The sequence below is a fragment of the Brevundimonas sp. genome, assembly GCF_035561115.1.
GTDB lineage: Bacteria > Pseudomonadota > Alphaproteobacteria > Caulobacterales > Caulobacteraceae > Brevundimonas.
On record NZ_DATMYH010000054.1, the window covers coordinates 18,089 to 40,944 of the forward strand.

Here is a 22,856-nt window from a genome sequence, read left to right on the forward strand (position 1 = left end):
AGGGGGGTCAGGCTTTTGCTTTTGCCACAGCGGGCTTCTTGGCGGCCGCTTTCTTCGCTGGAGCTTTCTTCGCAGCTGTCGCCTTCGCGGCCGCCGGCTTCTTCACCGCCGCCTTCTTCGCCACGGGCGCCTTCTTGCCCTTGGCCGGCGCCGCCAGCGCTCGCGCAGCCAGCAGCGGCAGGGCCTGCTCCAGCGTCAGGTCTTCCGGCGCCGTCCCCTTGGGCAGGGTGGCGTTGATCTTGCCCGACTTCACATAGGGTCCGAAGCGGCCCGCCATGACGTGGATCGGCTCGCCCGTCTCCGGATGCGCGCCCAGGTCCTTCAGCGGCGCGGCCGCCGCGCCGCGACCCGCGAACTTGCCGGCCCGCTTCTCGGCCAGCAGCACCACGGCGCGGTTCAGACCGATCTCGAACACCTCGTCGATGTCGGCGACATTGGCGTAGGTCCCGGCGTGCAGCACGAACGGTCCGTAGCGGCCGAGGCCCGCCGTGATCGGCTTGCCGTCCTCCGGGTGGATCCCGACCTCGCGCGGCAGGGCCAGCAGCCGCAAGGCCTGATCGAGCGTCAGCGTCGCCGCCGACCAGCCCTTGGGCAGGGACGACCGTTTCGGCTTCTCCTCGCCCGGCGGCGTGGTTTCCACATAGGGCCCGAAGCGGCCGATCTTCAGCGCCACGGGCGCGCCCGTGACCGGATCGACGCCCAGGTCCCGGTCGCCGCCGTCCTCGGCTTCGCTCGCCGCCCCGAAACCGCGCGTATAGCGGCATTCCGGATAGTTGGAGCAGCCGATGAAGGACGAGCGCATCTTGAAGCTCGCCTTCAGATGCAGCCGCCCGCTCTTGCACAGGGGGCACAGCCGCGGATCGGTCCCGTCGCCCTTGTCGGGGAACAGGAAGGGGCCGATCGCCGTGTCCAGTTCGTCGATCACGCCCTGACGGGCGGTGACCGCCTCGGTCGCCGGCTTCAGTTGCTGCCAGAATTGACGCAGCACCACCTTCCAGTCCAGCTCGCCGGCGGACACCTCGTCCAGCTGGTTCTCCAGCGCGGCGGTGAAGTCATACTCGACCCAGCGGCCGAAGAATTGCTCGAGGAAGGCCGTGACCAGCCGACCGTTGTCCTCGGGGATGAACCGGTTCTTGTCCATGCGAACGTATTCGCGGTCGCGCAGCGTGGTCAGGATCGAGGCGTAGGTCGAGGGCCGGCCGATGCCCAGTTCTTCCAGTTTCTTGACCAGGGTCGCTTCCGAATAGCGGGGCGGCGGCTCGGTGAAATGCTGCTCGGTGCGGACGGCCTCGACCCTGGCGACGGCGCCTTCCTTCAGCGCGGGCAGGCGGGTGGTTTCGTCCTCGTCGTCTCCGCCGTCCCTGGGCTTGTCGTCGCGGCCCTCTTCGTACACGGCCATGAAGCCGTCGAAGGCCACGACCTGGCCGGTGGCGCGCAGGCCCGTCTGGCCAGTCGGCTCCTCGATCTCGACCGTGGTGCGGTCCAGACGCGCGGACTCCATCTGGCTGGCGATGGTCCGTTTCCAGATCAGTTCGTACAGCTTCTGCAGGTCGCCCTCGAGACGCAGGGTCTCCGGCGCACGCGTCATGTTGGTCGGCCGGATCGCCTCGTGCGCCTCTTGGGCGTTCTTGGCCTTGGTCTTGTAGTAGCGCGGCTGCTCGGGAACGTAGGCCGGGCCGAAGCGGTCGCCGATGACCTCGCGCGCCTGGGCGATGCCCTCGGGGCTGACCGACAGGCCGTCGGTCCGCATATAGGTGATCAGACCGCCCTGATCGTCGACGCCTTCATACAGTTTCTGCGCCGCCTGCATGGTGCGTTGCGCCGTGAAGCCCAGCTTGCGCGAGGCTTCCTGCTGCAGGGTCGAGGTCATGAACGGCGGGGCCGGGGCGCGCCTGACCGGCTTCTTCTCCACCGAGGCGATGGTGAAGGTCCCGGCGTTGATGGCGTCGCGCGCCGCGGTCGCCATGGCTTCCGAGGTGATGTCCAGCCGCTGCACCCGCTTGCCGGCGTGCTTGACCAGACGCGTCGTGAAGGGCGGGCTGTCGGCGGCCATGTCGGCCTCGACGGACCAGTATTCCTGGGCCTTGAACTTCTCGATCTCCATCTCGCGATCGACGACGATGCGCAGGGCGACCGACTGCACCCGTCCGGCCGAACGCGCGCCCGGCAGCTTGCGCCACAGCACCGGCGACAGGGTGAAGCCCACCAGATAGTCCAGCGCGCGGCGGGCCAGATAGGCCTCGACCAGCTCCATGTCGATCTGGCGCGGATTGGCCATCGCCTCCAGCACGGCGCTCCTGGTGATGGCGTTGAAGGTGACGCGCTCGACGTGCGTGTCCTTCAGCACCTTCTTCTTGGTCAGGATCTCCAGCACGTGCCAGCTGATGGCCTCTCCCTCGCGGTCGGGGTCGGTGGCCAGGATGACGCGGTCGGAGCGTTTGGCGACCTCGGCGATCTCGCTCAACCGCTTGGAAGCCTTGGCGTCGATCTCCCACGACATGGCGAAGTCGTCGTCAGGCAGCACCGAGCCATCCTTGGACGGCAGGTCGCGCACGTGGCCGTAGGACGCCAGGACGGTGAAGTCCGGGCCCAGATATTTGTTGATGGTCTTGGCCTTTGCGGGGCTCTCGACGACGACGAGGTTCATGCGGGGAGGGGGCCTTGGAACGGCGCGGAAAGGGGGCGGAACGTGGTTGGCGCGAGGGCCGCTGTCAATCGGCGCTTGAAATCAGCCGGGGAAGTCACCGCGATGCAAGGCCGCCGGGCAGGAGCGAGGCTCTCCCGACGAGACTCAATTCGAGCAGCGCCGCCGCCACCGCGCCGATCGGAGCGCCCGTCGCCCGGGCCAGTTCGTCGCGCGGCGTCGGCGTCGGCGACAGCAGGGCGGCGATCTGTTCGATCAGCGCCGCGTCGACCTCGTCAGGCGCGCCGCTGAAGGGATTGTCGGGCGCCGGCTCGCGCAGGGTGCGCAGGGTCGAGAAGGCGCGCTCCACATCCTCCACCCCCTCGCACAGGATCGCGCCCTGCCGCAGCAGCTCATTGGGTCCGCGCGAGCGGGGGTCCAGCGGCGAGCCCGGCACGGCGAAGACGTCGCGGCCCTGTTCCGCCGCCAGCCGCGCCGTGATCAGCGAGCCCGACCTCAGCTCGGCCTCCACCACGATCACCCCGCGCGACAGGCCCGAGATGATGCGGTTGCGGCGCGGAAAGTCCTTCGCCTGGGCCCGCGCCCCGACCGGGCTTTCGGAAACGATGCAGCCTTGTTCGGCGATCTGGCGATAGAGGTCGGCGTTGTCCGGCGGATAGACGTCGTCTACGCCGCCGCCCAGCACGCCCACAGTGCCGGTCGGAAGGGCGCCGGCGTGCGCCGCCCCGTCGATGCCGCGCGCCAGCCCCGACACGACGACATGCCCGGCCTCGCCCAGCTGCTGCGCCAGTCCCCGCGCGATCCTTTGACCGCCCGCGGACGCGATCCGGGCGCCGACCACGGCGATGCAGGGTCGGGCCATCAGGGCGGCGTCGCCCAGGGTCCACAGCACGGGCGGCGGCGGGTCCGTCGCCGCCAGCGGTTCGGGGTAGCCTGCATCGCCCAGCACGATCAGGCGGGCCCCGATCCGGTCGCCGTCGGCGCATTCCTGTTCGATCTGACTTGCCGGCGGCAGGCCTTCGCCCCGGCCCCCGGCGCGCCGCACCAGTTCGGGCAGGGCCTCCAGGGCGCGTTCCGCGGTCCCGTACCGATCCAGCAGCTGACGGAAGGTGACGGGCCCGACCCGGTCCGTGCGCGCCAGCCTCAGCCGCGCGAATCTCTCCGCCTCCGACAGGGGCGGGACGGGGCTCACCCCTTTTTGGCGCCGATGCGGGGTTCCGTCCCCTTCAGCAGGCGGGCGATGTTCTCGTGGTGGCGAATCCAGATCAGCACGGCGGTGAACACCGACAGGGCCGCGACCGGCGTCGGCGCGGGCAGGCCCAGGGCGGTGAGCGGCAGGACGGCGTAGACGGGGGCGGCGACCGCGGCGATCAGCGCCGCCAGCGACGACATGCGGAACAGGGCCGCGACCAGCAGCCATGTCGCGCCGGCCAGCAGGCCCAGCGGCCAGCACGCGGCCAGCAACAGGCCGAAGAAGGTCGCCACCCCCTTGCCGCCCCTGAATCCGAGCCAGACGGGAAACAGATGACCGAGGAAGGCTGCGCCGCCCGCGATGGCGCCGGCGACCTCCGCGGAGTGGCTGACGCCGCCCAGCAGGTATCTGGCCAGCAGCAGCGCCGCCGCCCCCTTGCCGGCGTCCAGGATCAGGGTGGCGAAGGCCAGGTCCTTGCGGCCGGTCCTCAGGACGTTGGTCGCGCCTATGTTGCCCGAGCCGATGCTGCGCACGTCCTCGCCCGTCATCAGGCGCGTCAGGATCACGCCGAACGGAATGGAGCCCAGCAGGTAGCCGCCGACCGCCATGAGGGCGAGCGTCCCGAGAGCGGGTCCGACCAGATCCTGCAAGTGATTCGCTCCCTCTTAGCGTGCGTCGTGGACGATGCGTCCGCCGACGACGGTAAGCAACACCCGGCCTTGCAGCCGCCGTCCGTCGAACGGGGAGTTCTTGGACTTGGACTTCAGGGCGTCGGCGTCGACGACCACCGGCGCGCCGGGATCGAACAGGATCAGGTCCGCGGCCGCCCCGGCCGCCAGCACCCCGGCTTCCAGCCCCAGCAGGATCGCCGGGCCGTGGGTCATGGGCCGCAGGATGTCGAGCAGGTCCAGCCCGTCCTCGTGGTGCAGCGACAGGGCCGCCGGCAGCAGGGTTTCCAGCCCGACCGCGCCCGGCGTCGCCTCCGCGAAGGGCCGGCGCTTGTCTTCGGCCGGGGCGGGGGCGTGGGCGCTGGTGATGGCGTCGATCAGGCCGTCGCGCACGGCCTCGATCAGCGCCTGCCGGTCGCTTTCGGGACGCAGCGGCGGATCCAGCCGGTAGAAGGTGCGATAGTCGCCGATATCGATCTCGTTGAAGCACAGATGGTTGATCGACACCGAGGCGGCGACCTCCAGCCCCCTGGCCCGCGCCCGCGCCAGAGTCTCCAGCGCGCCCTCGGTCGAGATCTGGTCGACCAGGAAGCGCGCGCCCGTCTGTTCGACCAGCGCCAGGTCGCGTTCCAGCTGGATGCGTTCGGCGATGGCCGGAGCCGAAGCCAGACCCAGCCGCGTCGCCAGTTCGCCCGAGGTCGCCACCGCGCCCTCGCTCAACCACGGCTCGGCCGGACGGCACGAGATCAGGGCGTTGAAGGCGGCGGCGTAGCTCATCACCCGCTGCAGCGTCCGGGTGTTGGCGATGACGCGGTCGACGTCGGTGAAATACAGGGCGCCGGCCTCGTCCATCAGGCCGATCTCGGCCATGCGGACGCCGTCGCGACCCTTGGTCGCCGCGCCTGCCGCCCGGACGTTGACGAGGCCCAGGGCCGCGCCGCGCCGCTGGATGAATTCGATCATCGCCGGATCGTCCAGCGCCGGATCTGTGTCGGGCTGGATGACGATGGTGGTCACCCCGCCCGCCGCCGCCGACAGGCTGGCGGACTTCAGCGTCTCCTTGGGCTCGGCGCCCGGTTCACCCGTCTTGACCCGGATGTCGATCAGGCCCGGCGACAGGCACAGGCCGCCCGCATCGACGACCGTCACGCCCTCGGGCGCAACCGCGCCGGCGCCGTGGATCACCTCCGTGATGCGGCCGTCCTCGACCAGCACGGAGCCGTGACCGTCATAGTCGCTGGCCGGGTCCAGCAGCCGCGCATTCACGATGGCGATCGCGCTCATGCCGCGTCTCCGTCCAGCCGCGCCGAAAGGGCCGCCAGCACCGCCATCCGCGCGGCGACGCCCATCTCGACCTGATCCTGGATCAGGGAGACGGTCAGGTCGTCGGCCACGTCGGAGTCGATCTCGACGCCCCGGTTCATGGGTCCGGGATGCATGACCTTCGCCCCCGCATTGGCCCAGGACAGTTTCTCACGGTCCAGACCCCAGAAGCGGAAATACTCGCGGGTCGACGGCACCAGCGCCCCCTCCATCCGCTCCAGCTGCAGGCGCAGCATCATCACGACGTCGCAGCCCTTCAGCCCCTCGCGCATGTCGTGGAAGACCTCGCAGCCCCAGCGGTCGGCGTCGCCGGGCACAAGGGTCGGCGGCCCGATCAGCCGCACGCGCGCGCCCATCATCGACAGCATCGACACATTGGACCGCGCCACCCGGCTGTGGGCGATGTCGCCGCAGATAGCGACCGTCAGTCCGCCCACGTCTCCGAAGGCCCGGCGCAGGCTCAGCAGGTCCAGCAGGGCCTGGGTCGGATGCTCATGGCGTCCGTCGCCGGCGTTGACCACGGCGCAGCCGACCTTCTGGGCCAGCAGGGCCGCGGCGCCCGAGGCTCCGTGGCGCACCACCAGCACATCCGGCTTCATGGCGTTCAGCGTCGCCGCCGTATCGATCAGGGTCTCGCCCTTGGTCACCGACGAGGTGCGCGGGCTCAGGGCCGTCACGTCGGCGCCCAGTCGCTTGGCCGCGATTTCGAACGAGGCGCTGGTGCGGGTCGAATTCTCGAAGAACAGGTTCATGACCGTGCGCCCGCGCATCAGGTCCAGCGACTTGGAGGATTGGCGGTTGAAGTCGACGAAGGCGTCGGCCAGATCCAGCAGCGGCGGCGTGGTCGCGGCGTTCAGATCGCCCGCGGACAGGAAATGGCTGCGCGGGAACGGCGCCAGCCGCTCGAGAATCAGATCGGTGAGGGCGGCAGGCTGGCTCATCGAGGCCCGCCTATAGGGCGCATCTAGGCCAGATGGAATAGCGCCAGCAGGATCGGAATGCTCAAGGCGCTTCCCACCGTGGTCAGCGCCACGATTCCGGCCATCAGCGGCGCATCTCCGCCCATCTGCCGCGCGAGGATGTAGCTGGCCGCCGCTCCCGGCGCCGCGCCGCACAGCAGGGCGATCCCCTGGGCCGTCTCGTCGCCGCCGTAGAGGACGCACAGGCCCCACATCAGCGGCGGGGTGACGACCAGTTTCACGAATGAGACGGCCCCGATGGTGATCCTGCGCCGCGCCACCTCCGCGAAGCTCAGGCCGGCGCCGGCCACGATCAGGCCCAGCGGCAGGGCCGCGCCGCCCAGCAGTTCCAGCGTGTTCGAAATCCCCGGCAGGCGAGGGACGCCTCCCAGATTGAGCGCCAGGCCGATCAGGCAGGCCAGCAGTATGGGGTTGGACAGGATAGCCCGCGTCAGCGCCCAGACCGACATCTCGCGCTGATCCGCGCCCCAGCGCACCAGCACGACCACGCACAGGATATTGGTCACAGGAATCATGGCCGCGATCACCACGGCGGCCAGCGCCAGCCCGTCGGGCCCGTAGACGGACTGGATGACCGGCAGGAAGACGAAGCTGTTCCACCGGATCGCCCCCTGGAAGACGCTGGTGAAGGCCGGGCCGTCGATTTTCATCAGCGGCTTGAGCAGCAATGTCAGCGTCGCGATGATCAGCACCGAGGTCACCGAGGCCGCCCCCGCCGCGCCCGCGCCGCCGCCGGAAATGTCGGCGTTCCAGATCGCCGGGATCAGGAAGCCCGGATAGAGCAGGTGGATCGACAGCTTCTCGATCGGCCGCCACGTCGCATCGGGCAGAAAGTCGGACTTGCGCAGCCCGTAGCCGATGGCGATCAGCACGAAGACCGGGACGACGCCCGCGATCAGCCCGCCCATCAGCCGCGCAACCGGTCCAGCGCGCCCTGCAGGATCCAGGCGGCGGCGGTGCGGTCGACCACGTCTGCGCGGCGCTTGCGGGTCAGATCCAGCTCTCCGATCAGGAAGCGCTCGACCGCGCTGGTCGACAGCCGCTCATCCTGGAAGGCCACCGGCACCGCGCGGATGCGCTGCAGATTGCGGGCGAACGCCCGGCACGACTGCGCCCGCGGCCCCTCGGTTCCGTCCATGTTCAGCGGCAGGCCGATCACCAGCGCGGAGGCCTTGCGGCCGTCCATCAGTTTCAGCACCGCCTGGGCGTCGTCGGTGAATTTCGTCTTGCGGATCAGCGACAGCGGACTGGCGATCATGCGGGTGACGTCGGACGCCGCCACGCCGATGGTCTTCTCGCCGAGGTCCAGCCCCAGCCATGGCGTGCCGGGCGGCGTCGAGGCGGCGAGGTCTTCGAGCGATAGAACTGTCACAGCTTGGCGGTAGGACTGGCGAGCCGCGCTGTCAAAGTGCAAGGTGGACTATCGTTGATGGGGGAACATCCGATGAAGCCAGTCACCTTCCTTGTCGCCGTGCTCGGCCTCGCCGCCTGCGACACCCAGGTCGAAAGTCGCAAGGCCGAGGTCCCGGCCGCTGAACAGGCGGCCACTACGGCGCCCGTCGCCGCACCGCTCGCCGCCTCGGGCCCGGCCGCGACGGTGCAGCCCGAAACAGCGCCCGACGCGCAGCAGGCCGCGTCGGTCGTCAGCCTCGACCCGCTGGCCCGGCAGGGCGGCCGGACCGTCAAACTGTTCGGCACGGCCGGCGGCGACCCCGCAATGAATGGTCTCTACACCTATGTGGCCTTCTACCAGGACCCGGCGGAGGGCTGGCGCGTCTTCCGCCTGGGGGACTTCCTCGAATATCGCGTCCTGTCGGACGCTCCGGGTCGCGTCGATCTCGAGCTCAGGGAAAGCACGATGGATCAGGCTTCCGGCGCGATGGGCGAGCGCACCCGCCGCGTCATTGTCGGCTGGGCGGTGGCGGCCGACGGCTCCGCTCCGGCCACTGTGACTGTCACTCCGGCCCGGTGAGCGCATCCGACGATCTGGCCCGCAACCGGGCGACGATCGCCGGCTATGACGCCTGCGCCGCGAGCTATGCGGCGGAGACCGATCATGCGCCGACGCCGGACCATGTCGAGGCCCTGGAACGGCTCGTCGCCTCGGTCGGGCCCGGCGGCCGGGTGCTGGAGGTCGCTTCGGGCCCCGGTTGGGACGCCGACCGGCTTGAGGGCATGGGACTACGGGTCCGGCGGACCGACCTCTCCGAAGGCTTCATCGCCTTTCAGCGCGAACGCGGCCGGGCTGTCGAACCACTGGATCTGATCACCGGCGACTTGGGGGGGCCGTGGGACGGCGTCGTCGCCCTCTATGTCATCCAGCATGTCGGGCGCGACCTGGTCGAGGGGGTGATCGGCCGGATCGCGGCGGCGCTACGTCCCGGCGGAACGCTGCTGATGTCCTTCCAGGAGGGCGAGGGCGAGGAGACCACGGTCGGATCATCAGGGGCCTATCAGGTCGTGCGCTGGCGCGAGGCTGACATGATCGACGGCCTGTCTCGCCACGGCCTCGTTGTGGAGTGGCGATCGCTCTTCCATGGCCGGGAAGCCGACTGGATCACCGTAATCGCGCACCGTTCTTGAGATTCGGGACCCGGCCCGCTAATCCCGCCCCTTCACGTTCGCCGCTGGAGCCCCGATGGCTATCGACGCAGAGACGGTGAGGCGGGTCGCCCACCTCGCCCGCATCAAGACCCCCGAGGAACGTCTCGAGCCTCTGGCCCGGGAGCTGAACGGCATCCTCGCCTGGATCGAGCAACTGAACGAGGTCGATGTCGCGGGCGTCGAGCCCATGACCTCCAACGTGGCCCAGCCCCTTCGCCTGCGCGACGATGTCGTCACCGACGGCGGCAAGGTGGCCGACGTCCTGTCCAATGCGCCGCGCTCCGCCGACGGCTTCTTTGTCGTCCCCAAGGTGGTCGAGTAGCCGATGTCCGACCTCACCAGACTGACCCTCAAGGCCGCCCTCGACGGCCTCAAGGCCCGCGACTTCTCCTCCGAGGAGATCACGAAAGCCTTCGTCGCCAACATCGACGCCGCCAATCCGCGCCTCAACGCCTACATCGTCCAGACCACGGACAAGGCCTTCACCATGGCGCGCGCCTCCGACGCCAAATTGGCGAAAGGCGAGGGCGGCGCCCTCGAAGGTGCGCCGCTGGGCATCAAGGACCTGTTCTGCACCGACGGCGTCCAGACCACGGCCGGCTCCAACATGCTGCGCGGGTTCGTCCCGCCCTATGAGTCCACCGTCACCTCGAACCTGTGGCGCGACGGCGCGGTCATGCTGGGCAAGCTCAACATGGACGAGTTCGCCATGGGCTCGTCGAACGAGACCAGCGCTTTCGGTCCGGTCGTGAACCCATGGAAGTCAACGACTTCAAACGCCGACCTGACCCCCGGCGGCAGCTCCGGCGGCTCGGCCTCGGCCGTCGCCGGCGACCTGTGCCTGGCCGCCACCGCCTCCGACACCGGCGGCTCGATCCGCCAGCCCGCGGCCTTCACCGGCACCGTCGGCATGAAGCCCACCTACGGCCGCGCCAGCCGCTTCGGCATGGTCGCCTTCGCCAGCTCGCTGGATCAGGCCGGCCCGATCGCCAAAACCGTCGAGGACGCCGCCATCCTGCTGCGCTCGATGTGCTCCTTCGACCCGAAGGACTCCACCAGCCTCGACGTCGAGACCCCCGACTGGACGCAATCCCTGAACAAGGGCGTCAAGGGCCTGCGCATCGGCGTGCCGAAGGAATACGTCGTCGACGGCATGCCCGCCGAGATCCAGGCGCTGTGGGACCAGGGCGTGGAATGGCTCAAGGCCGGCGGGGCCGAGATCGTCGAGATCAGCCTGCCGCACACGAAGTACGCCCTGCCGGCCTATTACATCATCGCCCCGGCCGAGGCCTCGTCCAACCTTGCCCGCTATGACGGCATGCGATTCGGCCACCGCGCCGAGGGGACCACGTCCCTGACCGATCTCTACGAGACCAGCCGCGCCGAGGGCTTCGGCAAGGAGGTCCAGCGCCGCCTGACCATCGGGGCCTATGTGCTGTCGGCCGGATTCTATGACGCCTACTACGTTCGGGCGCTCAAGGTCCGCCGCCGCATCGCCATGGATTTCGACGCCGTCTGGGGCAGGGTCGACGCCATCCTGACGCCCTCTACGCCGTCAGCGGCATTTGCGATCGGCGACAGGCAGATCGACCCGCTGCAGATGTATCTGAACGACATCTTCACCGTCACCGCCAACCTCGCCGGCCTGCCGGGCATTTCGGTCCCCGCCGGCCTCGACAAGGGCGGCCTGCCGCTCGGCCTCCAGGTCATCGGCAAGGCGCTGGACGAGGCGACCGTCTTCCAGGTGGCGAGCGCGCTGGAGGATGCGGCGGGGTTTGTCGCCAGGCCTGAGAAGTGGTGGTGATGAAGCGCGCGCTCAGCACGGGTTTCATGGCGGTCTATTGGGTCGTCCTGCCTGTCGTCACGCTGGGGACAGTCGGTCTGGGCTGGCTCATGCTCGCTCCTGACCAGCATGGGAACGCGGTCCTGCCGTTGGGAGCGTCGTTTGCCGTCTCCCTCGCCCTGACGCTTCTTCTCGTCTGGAGGCTCTGGACCCACGGACGCGCCCGCCGGCTTGCAAATGAACGCGCCTCCCTCAAGACGGCCTCGAGAACCAAAGATGACTGACACCTCCAAACTCATCCACGGCCGCACCGGCCCGTGGGAAATCGTCATGGGGCTGGAGATCCACGCCCAGGTGGCGTCGAAGGCCAAGCTGTTCTCGGGCGCCGCCGTCGGTTTCGGCGCGGGGCCGAACGAGCAGGTGTCGCTGGTCGACGCCGGCTTCCCCGGCATGCTGCCGACGCTGAACAAATACTGCGTCGAACAGGCCGTCCGCACCGGCCTCGGCCTCAATGCGCAGATCAACAAGCGCAGCCAGTTCGACCGCAAGAACTATTTCTACCCCGACCTGCCGACCGGCTATCAGATCAGCCAGCTCTACTTCCCCATCGTCGGCGAGGGCGTCGTCGAGGTCGAGGCCGAGGACGGCTCCTTCTTCAACGTCGGCATCGAGCGCCTGCACCTGGAACAGGACGCCGGCAAGCTGATCCACGACCTGTCGCCGACCGAGTCCTACGTCGACCTGAACCGCGCGGGCACCGCCCTGATGGAGATCGTGTCGCGTCCGGACATCCGTTCCCCCGAAGAAGCCGTGGCTTACGTCAAGAAGATCAGAACCATCCTGATCTACCTCGGCACCTGCGACGGCGACATGGAAAAGGGCAATCTGCGCGCCGACGTCAACGTCTCGGTCTGCCGCGAGGGCCAGTACGCCAAATACAAGGCGACCCGCGACTTCAGCCATCTGGGCACGCGCTGCGAGATCAAGAACGTCAACTCGTTCCGCTTCATCTCCCAGGCCATCAACCATGAGGCCCGGCGCCAGATCGAGATCCTCGAGGACGGCGGCAAGATCGATCAGGAGACCCGTCTCTACGACCCGACGGCCGGCGAGACCCGTTCGATGCGCTCCAAGGAAGAGGCGATGGACTATCGCTACTTCCCCGACCCCGACCTGCTGCCGCTCGAGCTGGAACAGGCCTGGATCGACGACATCAAGGCGTCCCTGCCGGAACTGCCGGACGCGAAACGCCGCCGGCTGATGGCCGACTACAGCCTGTCGCAATACGACGCCGTGGTGCTGATCTCCGAACAGGCCAAGGCCGACTATTTCGAGGCCGCCGCCAAGGGCAGGGACGCGAAACTGGTGTCCAACTGGGTCACCAACGAGATTTCCGCCCGTCTGGCCGCCGACGGCCGCGACTTCTCGGAAAACACCCTGCCGGCCGCCCACGTCGCCCAGCTGGTCGAGCTGATCGAGACCAATGTCATCTCGTCGAAGATCGCCAAGGAAGTCTTCGACCACGTCTGGAACGGCGAGGGCAGCCCGTCCGAGGTCGTCGAGAAACACGGCCTCAAACAGGTCACCGACACCGGCGCGATCGAGAAAGCCATCGACGAGATCATCGCCGCCAATCCCGACAAGGCCGCCGGCGTCGCCGAAAAGCCCCAGTCCCTCGGCTGGTTCGTCGGCCAGGTCATGAAGGCCACCGGCGGCAAGGCCAATCCGGCCGCGGTGAACGACATCCTCAAGGCCAAGCTGGGGCTCTAGTGAAAAAACCAGCCCGGATCGCTCCGGGCGGGCTCTTTCATCAGGCTCGATCCTAGTCGTTCAGCAGTGACAGGATCACCCCGGTCGCGATGGCTGCGACAACGATGTCGCCAGTATCGGTCCGGTAGTAGCCATACCCCCGCGGCGGCGCACGCCAGCCGTAGCGGCGGTAGTCGTCCACGTACCAGCTGCGGCGATAGTCATGAGGAATGACCGCGCCGCGATGCCAGCGGCGATAGCCGTAGGCATGGCCATAGGGCGGGCGGTCGTAACGGTCGCGCCACTGGTCGCGCCGCCCGCGGCGCCAGTCGTTATGGCGTTCGCGGTCGGTGTAGCGGCCGCCGTCATGGCGGTTGCGGTCCGCGCGGCGTTCCCAGCGCTCGTAGCGGCCGTCGCGGTCGCGGTCGCCATAGCCCCATGACTGGGCCGAGGCGCCGGCGGGCAGGGCGGTCAGGGCCGCCAGGGCCAGGGCGCCGATCATCAGGTGTTTCGTCATCTGAACGTCTCCTTCGTGCGGAGCCGCGGTTCGCCTTTCATCGGAGCCGCGACGTGAGACCCGACAAGGCTGAAAGACTGCGCCTGTCTGCCTGAACCCATGGTGAACAAGTCGTTAAGCGAAGCAGGCCAGCCGTCCCGGCTGACCTGCTTCGCTCCAGATCAGGCCGAGACCGTCAATCGCCCTGTCATGCCGGGGTGGAAGCGGCAGATGTAGGGAAGACTCCCCGCCCGCCGCATCACGGTCCGTCCGCTGGCTCCGGGCGCCAGATCGATGTCGAAGGACCGATCGCGCGCCGTGGCCGTGTGGCGAAACAGGTCCCGGTTGATCCATACGATGGTGTCCCCGACCCGAACGCCGGCCGGCGACGGCCCGAACCGCATCTTCTCCATGACGATGGTGTGGGTTCTCGCCCGCGCCGCCGCCGGAAGGGCGGCGGCGGCGGCCGAGGCCGCGACGGTCAGAAGGACCGCGCGGCGCGTCGGATGGTCGGTTTTCATGACGGGCCTACCGGACCGATGCAGCCAGGTGTTCGGCATGGGTCTGATGCGACCGGAACAGGCTCAGCCCGGTCTCCAGCAGCGCCTTGAGTTCGGCGTTGTCGGCCTGCGGGATCAGGGTTTCGCTCAGCGCACCGTTGACCGTCCGGTGAAAGGCGACCTCGTTGGCGACATAGGCCGCGTCGAACGCCGCGCCGTCCAGCGCTTCCAGCCGCGTGTGGGTCGCGGCGGCGGCCTCGGTCAGGGCGGCGCTGGTCGGATTGGCCTCGGGCGTCACCTGCAGCCGGGTCACCAGCGCCACGGCCTGGTCGTTCACGGCGGCGTGGTCGCGCGCCATCAGTTCGGCGAAGGCGCGAACCTCGGGATTGGTCGACTTCTTCAGCGCCTGTCGGGCGGCGGCGACATCCAGCTGGCCGGCGGTATAGGCGATGTGGGCGATCTGGGGATCGGTGGGCCCGGCGTCCTGGGCCGCGCAAGCCGCGATCGGGGCCAGCGCCAGGGCGCCGGCGACAATGAGGGTTCTGAACATGGGGACTCCTTGGAAACCGGCCGGGGATCCGGCCGCTTCCGATTGGATGTCACATCCCCGTCGAGGTTCCCGACGACCGGACCAGATGTCCCTCGGCCGCCAACCGGGCCAGCACGGCCTCGGTGATCCGGTTGCAGCGGGCGCCCAGAAACGGGAAAGCTTCGACCATGGTGCTGGCCAGGCGGGCGTCCAGCGCCGTGCGCAACATTCGCCGGGCGCGATGCAGCCGGGTTTTCACGGTCTCGGGTTTCAGATCGAGCGTGGCCGCCGTCTCCTCGATGCTGCACTCCTCGATGTCGCGCATGATGAAGACCATCCGGAAGGCTTCGGGCAGATCGTCGACGGCGTGCTCGATCAGGCCGCGGATCTGGGCGCGGGCTGCGTCCGCCTCGGGGCTGGCGCTGCCGAAGGCGTTCGGGAAGGGTATCACCCGGGCGTCGTCCATCTGGGCCGCCTCGATCTGGTCGAGCTGGACCATGGGCCGCCGCCGCCGCAGCCGGCCGCGGGCCTCGTTGAGCACGATACGGGTCAGCCAGGTCATCACCCCGGCCTCGCCGCGGAATCCGCCGATGGCCGCGAAGGCGCGGGCGTAGGCCTCCTGCAGCACGTCCTCAGCCTCGCTGTCGTCACGGACCACGCCGCGCGCCACCCGGAACAGGCGCTGGTTGCCACGCGTCATGATGACCCGGAAAGCCTCCCCGTCGCCGGCCTGGGCCAGACGGACCAGTCCGGCCTCGTCCAGTTTGTCGTGATCAGCCTGTCTCAGGTTCCGCATGTGGTGCTCCCGGCTCTTCCATCCGTTGGATGCGGCGCCTGGCGCAAGGTTCCCGCGCGCCGGCGGGCGATCGAATCGGGGCGGCCCTGTCGGGCTTGGCGAAGGCGCGAAGGTGACCAGCAACTAGTCGAAGAGATCGGACGTCTCATGTCCGTCATCCACCACTTCCCGCGCCAGCGCCCGCGTCACCGGCTTGTGCAGGGCGTCCAGGGTCTCCACCACGGCCGCCGCGGCCGCCGCGGACCGGTCGATACGGCGCAGCAGATAGGGGATGACGTCCTTCTGCGGCCGGATGCCGCGTTCCGCGAACCGGGCGTCCAGCATGGCCGCCAGTACGGCGTCGTCAGGCGCCTCCATCGGCACGCTGATGACCGCGTCCAGCCGGGACCGCAGATCGGGCAGGGCGACCGTCCAGCTGGACGGCGCGGACCGCGCCACCATCAGCAGGGCTCCGCCGGGCGCCTGGGCCAGATTGATCAGGTGGAACAGGGTCTCGTCGTCAATGTCCTTCGCCCGGTCCAGCAGCACGGGCCGGCCCTCGATTTCCAGCGGATCGATGAGCGCCGCCTCGGCCCCGTGCAGGGCCACCGCCCCGACGCGCTCGGCCCAGATCTGCGCCAGCCGGCTCTTGCCGCAACCCGCCGGGCCGCAGATCGCCATCACCCCCCCGATCAGGTTCGGCCAATCCTCCAGGGCCTCGACCGCCGCCCGATTGCAGTCGGACACCACAAAGCCCTCTGCGCCCTCGGGCAGGTCGCGTTGCAGCGGCAGTCGCATCTGGTCGGGAGCGGTTGGGCGGGCGGTCATATTGGGACAGCTATAGCAGACCACGGCGCGGGTTCCTTCCCGGTCGGTGGACAAAGGGTTTCGGCTGTGGAGGACCGGACGAGGAATTCGACCACGAAAACCGGAGGAATTCAGAGACGCCCGGGAAGGAATTGGAGGACAGGGAGGACAGGCGCGCGGCGATCCGGCAAACCTTGACTTTCCGGGGCGATGATGCGCCCTTCCGGCCTCCCGAATTGCGGCCCTCGCGGCCCACAATCCAAGACGTACCGACCATGCACGCCTACCGCTCCCACACCTGCGGCGCCCTCCGTTTGACCGATGCGGGCTCCAATGTCCGCCTGTCCGGTTGGGTGCACCGCAAGCGCGACCACGGCGGCCTGTTGTTCATCGACCTGCGCGACCACTACGGCCTGACCCAGCTGGTGCTGCACCCCGAGACGCCGGGCTTCGAGGCCGTGGAGCGCCTGCGCGCCGAAAGCGTCATCCGCGTCGACGGCGAGGTCGTGGCCCGCGAGGCCTCGGTGGTGAACCCCAACCTGCCCACCGGCGAGATCGAGCTGCGCGTCACCGGCGTCGAGGTCCTGTCCGAGGCCGCCGAACTGCCGCTGCCGGTGTTCGGCGAGCCCGAATACCCCGAGGACATCCGCCTCAAACACCGCTACCTCGACCTGCGCCGCGAGACCCTGCACAAGAACATCGTCCTGCGCTCGCGCGTCATCTCCTCGATCCGCCAGCGCATGGTCGAGCAGGGCTTCCTCGAGTACCAGACCCCGATCCTGACGGCCTCCTCGCCCGAAGGCGCGCGCGACTTCCTCGTCCCGTCGCGCCTGCATCCGGGCAAATTCTACGCCCTGCCGCAGGCCCCGCAGCAGTTCAAACAGCTGCTCATGGTCTCGGGCTTCGACCGCTATTTCCAGATCGCCCCCTGTTTCCGCGACGAGGACCTGCGCGCCGACCGTTCGCTGGAATTCTACCAGCTCGACGTCGAGATGAGCTTCGTCACGCAAGAGGACGTCTTCGCCGCCATCGAACCCGTCATGCACGGCGTGTTCGAGGAGTTCGCCGACGGCAAGACGGTCGACCCCTATCCCTTCGTCCGCATTCCCTATCGCGAGAGCATCGCCCTGTTCGGCACCGACAAGCCGGACCTGCGCAACCCGATCGAGATGAAGGACGTCAGCGAGCATTTCCGCGACGGCGGCTTCGGCCTGTTCAACAAGATCCTCGCCGGCGACGCGAAGAACGCCGTCTGGGCCATTCCGGCCCCGACCGGCGGCTCGCGCGCCTTCTGCGACCGCATGAACTCCTGGGCCCAGGGCGAGGGCCAGCCGGGCCTCGGCTACATCTTCTGGTCCGAGGACCAGGGCGGCTGGGGCGGCCCGATCGCCAAGAACCTCGGCGCCGAGGCGACCGACGCCCTGATGAAATCCCTGGCCATGGGCAAGGGCGACGCCGCCTTCTTCGCCGCCGGGGACCCGGCCGTCTTCTACAAATTCGCCGGCGCCGCCCGCACCAAGCTGGGCCAGGACCTCAACCTGATCTCGGACGACGAGTTCAAATTCTGCTGGATCGTCGACTTCCCCATGTTCGAGTGGTCGGAGGAGGAGAAGAAGGTCGACTTCTCGCACAACCCCTTCTCCATGCCGCAGGGCGAGATGGAGGCCCTCGAGACGAAGGACCCGCTCGACGTCCTCGCCTACCAGTACGACATCGTCTGCAACGGCTATGAGCTGTGCTCGGGCGCGATCCGGAACCACAAGGCCGAGATCATGCTCAAGGCCTTCGAGATCGCCGGCTATGACGCCTCGGTGGTCGAGGACCAGTTCGGCGGCATGCTCAACGCCTTCCGCTATGGCGCCCCGCCGCACGGCGGCCTGGCCCCCGGCATCGATCGCATCGTCATGCTGCTGGCCAACCAGGTCGCCATCCGCGAGGTCATCGCCTTCCCGCTGAACCAGCAGGGACAGGATCTGCTGATGAGCGCGCCGTCGGACGCCGCCGAGCGTCAGTACAAGGAGTTGCACATCCGTGCGGCCCTGCCGCTCAAGACCTGACCGGTGGCCGGAAAGTCCGGACATGAAGAAGGCCGCCGTCCCGGGGACGGCGGCCTTTGTCGTCAGCGGCCCGAAGCGACCACCAGGTTGCGAACCCGGGGCGGCGCCGGCGGCTGCGGGGGGGCCGGGACGCGAGGCGTAACGCGGACCGAGGATATTCCCCGGCAGATGCGCGGACTCAGATTGCCCGGCAGGCGGGTGCCGGCGTCGCCGCAGGCCCGGCTGACCTGCTCCTGGGTCAGCCTCCGCGCGCCCGACAGATCGGCCCCGCGGATATCCGCCCGGTTCATTTCGGCGTCGCGGAAGTCGGCCCCATCGAAATTCCCGCCTGTCAGCCTCGCTCCGTTCAGGGTGGCCTCGCGGAACGAAGCGGCCCGGAAGTCGCCGTTGGCCAGGTTCGACATGGCGATCTCGGCGTTGCTGAAATCCGCCGACCGGGCGTTGACGTTCGCCAGGGTGGTGGCGTTCAGCTCGGCTCCGCTGAGGTCGGCCGACGTCAGGATCGCGCTGTTCATGTTCGAGCCGGTCAGGTCGGCGCCCGTCAGATCGGCCCCGGCCATCCGGACCCGCACCAGGGTCGCGCCCATGGCCTCGGCCCCGGACAGGTTGGCGTTGGCGAAATTGGCGCCGGTGAAGTTGGCGCCCGTCATCTCGGCGCCGGACAGGTCGGCCCGGCTGAAATCGCTGCCCGAGAAGTTGGAGCCCTGCAACTCGGAGCCGCGCAGGTTCGCGCCCACCAGGGTGGCGTTGGTGAAGACGGCGCCGGTGAAGGCCGCGCCCGTCAGGTCGCGTCCCGACAGTTCACAGCGGTTGCACGAACCGCCCAGCGACACCATCCGCGCCACGTCGCGGTCCTGGAAGCCCATCTGCAGCCGGATTTCGGCGCTGACGGGGCCGGCGAGGGCGAGGGCGCCGACGGCCGCGCTCAGCGCGAGGCCGGCGGCGGAGAGGCGGCGGGTCATGGGAGCGACAAGCTGTTTCACGCCCTTGTCATGACGCCAAACCCCGGCAAACCCTACTTAAATCGCGGTAAGGTCCGGGGCCGCAGTCGGTCAGCTTAACAGTGGGGAATCGACAGGCCGCGCGGCAGGCGCGTGGCCTCGTCGCCGCAAGCCTGGTTCAACCGGCCCTGGGTCAGACCGGAGGCCCGCTGAAGCGAGGCTCCGGAAAAGTTGACGCCCGTCAGCGTCGCGCCGGAGAAGGTTGCGCCGTCCAGATAGGCGCCCACGAAGCTGGCGTTTGTCAGGTTCGCGCCCGAGAAATTCGCGCTCGAAAAGACACCGCCATAGGCCTCGACGTCGCGCATGTCGGCGTTGGAGAAGCGGGTGCGGTTCATGACCACGAGGCTCAGATCGGCCTGTCGCAGCCGGGCGCCGGACAGGTTCAGGCCGCGGGCCTCGAGGCGGGAGAAGTCACCCTGGAACAGGTTGCATCCGGCGCAGCTGGCGCCGCCGCGAACGCGCGCGATCTGGCCGGCGTTCTGCGCCGCGGCGGGCAGGGCGGCGGCGGCCAGCACAGCGGCCAGGGTGAAGGTCAGGATGGCTTTCATGACAGGCTCCGGTCTCGCCTTCGGATATGCAAGACACGGGCCATCATGGCGCATAATCCTTGACTAACCCTGCATCGAGGGCGCTGCGCCGCAGGTGTCGCACGTCCAGCCCGCCCCCCGCTGCTGCAAGGTGAAGTCCCCGCAGGCCGGGCAGGCGATTGCTTCGGTCGCCGCCGTCGGCGACGCCTGTGTTCCGCGCGGCTGGCCGAAGGGCAGGACCACCAGATTGTCCGGCGCTGCGCCGCGGGCGAATCCCTTGGAGATGAAGCGGGCCGCCGGCACGGTCTCCGGCTCCCCGTCCTCGACCTTGCCGGATCCCAGGCCGTCGGCGTTCAGGCTCCCCGCGTCTGCATTGGCCAGCTCGCGCCGGTCCAGGTAGGACACGCCCAGTTCACGGAAGATGTAATCGAGGATCGAGGTCGCCGAGCGGATGGAATCATTGCCGGTCACCCGTCCCGCCGGCTCGAAGCGGGTGAAGACGAAGGCGTCGACAAATTCGTCCAGCGGCACGCCGTATTGAAGTCCGATCGAGATGGCGATGGCGAAATTGTTCATCAGGCTGCGGAAGGCGGCGCCTTCCTTGTGCATGTCGATGAAGATTTCGCCGAGTTCGCCGTCCTCGTATTCGCCGGTGTGAATATAGACCTTGTGACCGCCTACCGCGGCCTTCTGGATATAGCCCTTGCGCCGATCCGGCAGCTTGCGGCGGGTGCGGTCGCGTTCGATGACCTTCTCGACCACGCGTTCGACGGCGCGGGCTTCCGGCTCCCAGCGACGCTGGCGGATCGTTTCCTCCGGTTCGACCAGGTTGAGAATGCCGTCGGCCGGGGGGACGGCGCGCTGGAGGCGGATGGCGCGGCGTCCGTCGCGGGCTGCGTCGCCCAGCAATCGCGCGGCCTGCATCGCCGTCGTCCGCCAGTCGATGCTCGTCGGCGCGGAATCCGGCGCGGCGCTGACCTGTTCGACGACGGCGCGCAGGCTCGATTCGAAGGCCGGCAGATCGTCCAGGACCGTCCGCAACGCGGGCGGGGCGTCCATCCAGCCCGTCAGGTCGGGTTCGCCGAACGCCCAGGCCTGGGCCTGGGAGACAGCTTCGGCTGGAAAGCCCAACCGGCCGAGCAGATCGTCCGGCGCAGCCTCGATCCCGAGCACGTCGCGCACAAACCCGGCGTCGAGCACCGGGACGCGGATCGCGCCAGCCAGGTCGTCCACATGCGCCAGGGCGGCTTCCACCGCCTCCAGCTCGACGTCGGTGAACCCTTTCGCCCGCAGCGCCGCATGATCGATGCCGGGCGCGTCGACCAGGCTGCGCCGGCCGAACAGATGCCGCTCGGCCGATTCGAGGTCGCCGCCGGACTGGCGGATCGCCGACGCCAGCGCGGGCCGTAGCCGGCGGACGATCTCGCCGTCGCCGGTCTGCCAGACCTCGGTGGCGGCGAGCGGGCCCAGGGCCAGGCGAAGATCCGCCTCGATGTCATCGACGAACAGGGACGGGGCGAGGCCCTCGCATGCCGCGGTGACGGTCCCGGCCAGTTCGGCCGCCCGCGACAGGGCGTTCTCCGGACCCTCTTTCAGCACCAGGTCGCACAGTCCGCCGAGCCCGACCGCTATCGAGGAGGCTCCGCTCGCCGTCAGGGCGCGCGCCCATAGATGCACCAGTTCGGCCAGGGAGGCTTCGACAGCAGGTCCGCTGAGCGCCCGCAATCTTGTCAAAGACAGGACTATGGCCGGCGCCCGCGCCGAACCAGCCGCATTTTCCGCATCGTCCGGCTCGAAGGTCAGCAGGAGATCACCTTCCAGAGCGGCTTCGGCTGCGAGAAGGGCGTCCGGCGCACCCGAGGCGATCATCGCGCGATCGGCCAGGGCGACGATCAGGGGCGGGGCGGGGGTCGGCAAGGGAACAGCGTCGAATCGCTCACCGGCGATCGCGCGAAGGATGTCCGCATCCGACGCTCCGGTGCGACGTGCGGTCAGGGCCGCCCTCGCCAGCGCCGGATTCGACGCAGGATCGGCGCAATCGGCTCGGGGGCCTTCGCACCGGCTCACCGCGTCCGAGACGGCGGCCAGAGCTCCCGCCAGAGCCTCGATGGCGCCGGACGCGCGCCGACCGGCCCGCCGTCGGGCGCCTTCCGCCGCCAGTCTTGCGCCGGCGCCAGGATCCGAAAGATTCAGGATTTCGGGGCCGATCCGCGCGGACCGGGCTGGCGAGACCAGCCCCAGCAAAAGGGTGGCCGTCAGCTCGACCGCGTCGCCGCCAGGCAGGGAAGCCGCATAGCCAGCCATGGCCTCGGCAAGCGGGTCGGTGTCGCCGCCGGCGAGCCCCTCGGCGTCTGCCCAGTCCAGCCAGGCTTCGATCTGCACGTCCGTCCAGCCTTCAGGAGCGCGGACCGAGACGACGCGCCCGCATCGTTCGATCTGGCGCGGGGGCCGCGGCAGGGCGGCGGCGTGGGAAGAAAACGGAAAGCGCATGCGGCGGTCTCGGCGTGGCCTTTAGGCCAGACTAGCGGTCCTGCGAGGTTGTCGGCAATAAATCTGGCGTGCTGACCCCTTGTTACCCCCAAGATGTTGAGGTCCGCCGCCTTTCCACGGCGCTGGACGGGAGGCCCGCCGGTTTCTATGATCGCGCATGGTCGCCGGCACCCGCCGCTGCGACGAATCGCGAGTGGATTTCCCGACGTGCTAGGCAGGATTTTCGGCTGGACCAGCGGCGCCACCATCGGCACCTTCTTCACCATCGCCAAGCGCGGCGAGCACGTGGGGACCGATGAGTTCGGCAACCGTTACTACCTGTCGCGCGACACCAGCAGCTATGACGGCCGCCGCCGCCGCTGGGTGACCTACAACGGCTATGCGGACGCGTCCAAGGTGCCGCCCGACTGGCACGGCTGGCTGCACTACACCTATGACGACCTGCCGACCGAGCATCCGCTGCCGCGCCGCAGGTGGGAAGAAGATCATCTGCCCAATCTGACGGGCACGCCGATGGCCTGGCGTCCGCAGGGGTCGCTCGCCTCGGAAGGCAAACGACCCGCCGCCACGGGCGATTATGAAGCCTGGCGCCCGGAGTGACGGTGCGTGGTGTCATTCTCGCCGGTAGCGTGGTCCTGGCGCTGGCAGCGTCCGGCGCCGTCGTCGCCGCGGCCCTGAACGACCTGCCCCAGGACGCCGTACCGGTTCGGGACCCGACCGCGGCCCTGAAC

General features: G+C 69.0%; 23 protein-coding genes. 8 read left to right on the forward strand and 15 right to left on the reverse strand.

Features of this window, described 5'->3' with window-relative positions:
• Nucleotides 1-7: 7 nt before the first annotated feature.
• From topA to ruvX, 7 genes are all read right to left on the reverse strand, one after another.
• Entirely contained in the window at nucleotides 8-2,647 is a 2,640-nt protein-coding gene (gene topA / locus VN378_RS06905) for a type I DNA topoisomerase (RefSeq protein ID WP_325742248.1), read from the reverse strand.
• Nucleotides 2,648-2,741: 94 nt separating this feature from the next.
• Nucleotides 2,742-3,836, reverse strand: a complete 1,095-nt coding sequence (gene dprA / locus VN378_RS06910) for a DNA-processing protein DprA (RefSeq protein ID WP_325742250.1) — start codon at nucleotides 3,834-3,836, stop codon at nucleotides 2,742-2,744.
• Entirely contained in the window at nucleotides 3,833-4,486 is a 654-nt protein-coding gene (gene plsY, locus VN378_RS06915; RefSeq protein ID WP_325742252.1) for a glycerol-3-phosphate 1-O-acyltransferase PlsY, read from the reverse strand. The genes dprA and plsY overlap by 4 nt, the downstream gene beginning before the upstream one ends.
• 15 nt (nucleotides 4,487-4,501) lie before the next feature.
• On the reverse strand, nucleotides 4,502-5,788 hold the full coding sequence (gene pyrC, locus VN378_RS06920) for a dihydroorotase (RefSeq protein WP_325742254.1): 1,287 nt from the start codon (nucleotides 5,786-5,788) through the stop codon (nucleotides 4,502-4,504).
• The gene (locus VN378_RS06925) at nucleotides 5,785-6,768 is read right to left on the reverse strand and encodes an aspartate carbamoyltransferase catalytic subunit (protein WP_325742256.1); all 984 of its coding nucleotides are present in this window, start codon (nucleotides 6,766-6,768) and stop codon (nucleotides 5,785-5,787) included. The genes pyrC and VN378_RS06925 overlap by 4 nt, the downstream gene beginning before the upstream one ends.
• A 23-nt stretch (nucleotides 6,769-6,791) precedes the next feature.
• The gene (locus VN378_RS06930) at nucleotides 6,792-7,715 is read right to left on the reverse strand and encodes an AEC family transporter (RefSeq protein ID WP_325742258.1); all 924 of its coding nucleotides are present in this window, start codon (nucleotides 7,713-7,715) and stop codon (nucleotides 6,792-6,794) included.
• Nucleotides 7,715-8,179 carry a Holliday junction resolvase RuvX gene (gene ruvX, locus VN378_RS06935; RefSeq protein WP_325742260.1) on the reverse strand — a complete coding sequence of 155 codons (465 nt, stop codon included), beginning with the start codon at nucleotides 8,177-8,179 and terminating at the stop codon, nucleotides 7,715-7,717. Before ruvX ends, VN378_RS06930 begins: the two co-directional genes overlap by 1 nt.
• A gap of 72 nt (nucleotides 8,180-8,251) precedes the next feature.
• On the opposite strand from ruvX, the gene VN378_RS06940 reads away from it, so the two are divergent.
• Genes VN378_RS06940 through gatB form a run of 6 tightly spaced genes read left to right on the forward strand, consistent with a single transcriptional unit; the run spans nucleotide 8,252 to nucleotide 12,964 of the window.
• Nucleotides 8,252-8,779, forward strand: a complete 528-nt coding sequence (locus tag VN378_RS06940) for a hypothetical protein (protein ID WP_325742262.1) — start codon at nucleotides 8,252-8,254, stop codon at nucleotides 8,777-8,779.
• A complete protein-coding gene (locus VN378_RS06945; protein ID WP_325742264.1) occupies nucleotides 8,776-9,390 on the forward strand; it encodes a class I SAM-dependent methyltransferase in 615 nt (204 codons plus the stop codon). The genes VN378_RS06940 and VN378_RS06945 overlap by 4 nt, the downstream gene beginning before the upstream one ends.
• Nucleotides 9,391-9,445: 55 nt before the next feature.
• Complete coding sequence (gatC, locus tag VN378_RS06950) at nucleotides 9,446-9,733, forward strand: Asp-tRNA(Asn)/Glu-tRNA(Gln) amidotransferase subunit GatC (RefSeq protein WP_325742267.1); 288 nt, start codon at nucleotides 9,446-9,448, stop codon at nucleotides 9,731-9,733.
• Between the two features lie 3 nt (nucleotides 9,734-9,736).
• Nucleotides 9,737-11,215, forward strand: coding sequence for an Asp-tRNA(Asn)/Glu-tRNA(Gln) amidotransferase subunit GatA (gatA, locus tag VN378_RS06955; RefSeq protein WP_325742268.1), 1,479 nt, complete (start codon nucleotides 9,737-9,739; stop codon nucleotides 11,213-11,215).
• On the forward strand, nucleotides 11,215-11,478 hold the full coding sequence (locus tag VN378_RS06960) for a hypothetical protein (RefSeq protein ID WP_325742269.1): 264 nt from the start codon (nucleotides 11,215-11,217) through the stop codon (nucleotides 11,476-11,478). The genes gatA and VN378_RS06960 overlap by 1 nt, the downstream gene beginning before the upstream one ends.
• A complete protein-coding gene (gene gatB, locus VN378_RS06965; protein ID WP_325742271.1) occupies nucleotides 11,471-12,964 on the forward strand; it encodes an Asp-tRNA(Asn)/Glu-tRNA(Gln) amidotransferase subunit GatB in 1,494 nt (497 codons plus the stop codon). Before VN378_RS06960 ends, gatB begins: the two co-directional genes overlap by 8 nt.
• Nucleotides 12,965-13,016: 52 nt before the next feature.
• On the opposite strand, the gene VN378_RS06970 is transcribed toward gatB, so the two are convergent.
• From VN378_RS06970 to VN378_RS06990, 5 genes are all read right to left on the reverse strand, one after another.
• Entirely contained in the window at nucleotides 13,017-13,460 is a 444-nt protein-coding gene (locus VN378_RS06970; protein WP_325742273.1) for an RcnB family protein, read from the reverse strand.
• A 161-nt stretch (nucleotides 13,461-13,621) separates the two neighbouring features.
• Nucleotides 13,622-13,960, reverse strand: a complete 339-nt coding sequence (locus VN378_RS06975) for a cupredoxin domain-containing protein (RefSeq protein WP_325742275.1) — start codon at nucleotides 13,958-13,960, stop codon at nucleotides 13,622-13,624.
• A gap of 7 nt (nucleotides 13,961-13,967) precedes the next feature.
• A complete protein-coding gene (locus tag VN378_RS06980; RefSeq protein WP_325742277.1) occupies nucleotides 13,968-14,489 on the reverse strand; it encodes a DUF4142 domain-containing protein in 522 nt (173 codons plus the stop codon).
• A gap of 49 nt (nucleotides 14,490-14,538) precedes the next feature.
• The gene (locus VN378_RS06985) at nucleotides 14,539-15,264 is read right to left on the reverse strand and encodes an RNA polymerase sigma factor (RefSeq protein ID WP_325742279.1); all 726 of its coding nucleotides are present in this window, start codon (nucleotides 15,262-15,264) and stop codon (nucleotides 14,539-14,541) included.
• A gap of 123 nt (nucleotides 15,265-15,387) precedes the next feature.
• Nucleotides 15,388-16,071, reverse strand: a complete 684-nt coding sequence (locus VN378_RS06990) for a chromosomal replication initiator DnaA (protein WP_325742281.1) — start codon at nucleotides 16,069-16,071, stop codon at nucleotides 15,388-15,390.
• 254 nt (nucleotides 16,072-16,325) lie between these two features.
• On the opposite strand from VN378_RS06990, the gene aspS reads away from it, so the two are divergent.
• Nucleotides 16,326-18,107: an aspartate--tRNA ligase gene (gene aspS / locus VN378_RS06995; RefSeq protein WP_325742283.1), complete on the forward strand. Its 1,782-nt coding sequence runs from the start codon at nucleotides 16,326-16,328 to the stop codon at nucleotides 18,105-18,107.
• A gap of 62 nt (nucleotides 18,108-18,169) precedes the next feature.
• Here the strand turns inward: aspS and VN378_RS07000 are convergent, their stop codons facing one another.
• The 3 genes from VN378_RS07000 to VN378_RS07010 all read right to left on the reverse strand — a co-directional run bounded on the left by VN378_RS07000 (nucleotide 18,170) and on the right by VN378_RS07010 (nucleotide 22,125).
• Complete coding sequence (locus VN378_RS07000; protein ID WP_325742285.1) at nucleotides 18,170-19,069, reverse strand: pentapeptide repeat-containing protein; 900 nt, start codon at nucleotides 19,067-19,069, stop codon at nucleotides 18,170-18,172.
• 95 nt (nucleotides 19,070-19,164) lie between these two features.
• The gene (locus tag VN378_RS07005; RefSeq protein WP_325742287.1) at nucleotides 19,165-19,656 is read right to left on the reverse strand and encodes a pentapeptide repeat-containing protein; all 492 of its coding nucleotides are present in this window, start codon (nucleotides 19,654-19,656) and stop codon (nucleotides 19,165-19,167) included.
• Between the two features lie 63 nt (nucleotides 19,657-19,719).
• Nucleotides 19,720-22,125: a TSCPD domain-containing protein gene (locus VN378_RS07010; RefSeq protein WP_325742289.1), complete on the reverse strand. Its 2,406-nt coding sequence runs from the start codon at nucleotides 22,123-22,125 to the stop codon at nucleotides 19,720-19,722.
• 207 nt (nucleotides 22,126-22,332) lie between these two features.
• Between VN378_RS07010 and VN378_RS07015 the strand changes: the two genes are divergently transcribed.
• Nucleotides 22,333-22,725, forward strand: a complete 393-nt coding sequence (locus VN378_RS07015; RefSeq protein WP_325742291.1) for an NADH:ubiquinone oxidoreductase subunit NDUFA12 — start codon at nucleotides 22,333-22,335, stop codon at nucleotides 22,723-22,725.
• The last annotated feature ends 131 nt before the right edge of the window (nucleotides 22,726-22,856 follow it).

Excerpts from the sequence above, each read along its gene's own strand:
- VN378_RS06925 (WP_325742256.1), bottom strand. The coding sequence starts at position 6,768 with ATGAGCCAGCCTGCCGCCCTCACCGATCTGATTCTCGAGCGGCTGGCG.
- topA (WP_325742248.1), bottom strand. The coding sequence starts at position 2,647 with ATGAACCTCGTCGTCGTCGAGAGCCCCGCAAAGGCCAAGACCATCAAC.
- VN378_RS06975 (WP_325742275.1), bottom strand. The coding sequence starts at position 13,960 with ATGAAAACCGACCATCCGACGCGCCGCGCGGTCCTTCTGACCGTCGCG.
- gatB (WP_325742271.1), top strand. The coding sequence starts at position 11,471 with ATGACTGACACCTCCAAACTCATCCACGGCCGCACCGGCCCGTGGGAA.
- VN378_RS07005 (WP_325742287.1), bottom strand. The coding sequence starts at position 19,656 with ATGAAAGCCATCCTGACCTTCACCCTGGCCGCTGTGCTGGCCGCCGCC.
- aspS (WP_325742283.1), top strand. The coding sequence starts at position 16,326 with ATGCACGCCTACCGCTCCCACACCTGCGGCGCCCTCCGTTTGACCGAT.
- VN378_RS06960 (WP_325742269.1), top strand. The coding sequence starts at position 11,215 with ATGAAGCGCGCGCTCAGCACGGGTTTCATGGCGGTCTATTGGGTCGTC.
- VN378_RS07000 (WP_325742285.1), bottom strand. The coding sequence starts at position 19,069 with ATGACCCGCCGCCTCTCCGCCGCCGGCCTCGCGCTGAGCGCGGCCGTC.
- gatC (WP_325742267.1), top strand. The coding sequence starts at position 9,446 with ATGGCTATCGACGCAGAGACGGTGAGGCGGGTCGCCCACCTCGCCCGC.
- VN378_RS06940 (WP_325742262.1), top strand. The coding sequence starts at position 8,252 with ATGAAGCCAGTCACCTTCCTTGTCGCCGTGCTCGGCCTCGCCGCCTGC.
- VN378_RS06970 (WP_325742273.1), bottom strand. The coding sequence starts at position 13,460 with ATGACGAAACACCTGATGATCGGCGCCCTGGCCCTGGCGGCCCTGACC.
- VN378_RS07010 (WP_325742289.1), bottom strand. The coding sequence starts at position 22,125 with ATGCGCTTTCCGTTTTCTTCCCACGCCGCCGCCCTGCCGCGGCCCCCG.
- VN378_RS06990 (WP_325742281.1), bottom strand. The coding sequence starts at position 16,071 with ATGACCGCCCGCCCAACCGCTCCCGACCAGATGCGACTGCCGCTGCAA.
- VN378_RS06980 (WP_325742277.1), bottom strand. The coding sequence starts at position 14,489 with ATGTTCAGAACCCTCATTGTCGCCGGCGCCCTGGCGCTGGCCCCGATC.
- gatA (WP_325742268.1), top strand. The coding sequence starts at position 9,737 with ATGTCCGACCTCACCAGACTGACCCTCAAGGCCGCCCTCGACGGCCTC.
- VN378_RS06985 (WP_325742279.1), bottom strand. The coding sequence starts at position 15,264 with ATGCGGAACCTGAGACAGGCTGATCACGACAAACTGGACGAGGCCGGA.
- pyrC (WP_325742254.1), bottom strand. The coding sequence starts at position 5,788 with ATGAGCGCGATCGCCATCGTGAATGCGCGGCTGCTGGACCCGGCCAGC.
- VN378_RS06930 (WP_325742258.1), bottom strand. The coding sequence starts at position 7,715 with ATGGGCGGGCTGATCGCGGGCGTCGTCCCGGTCTTCGTGCTGATCGCC.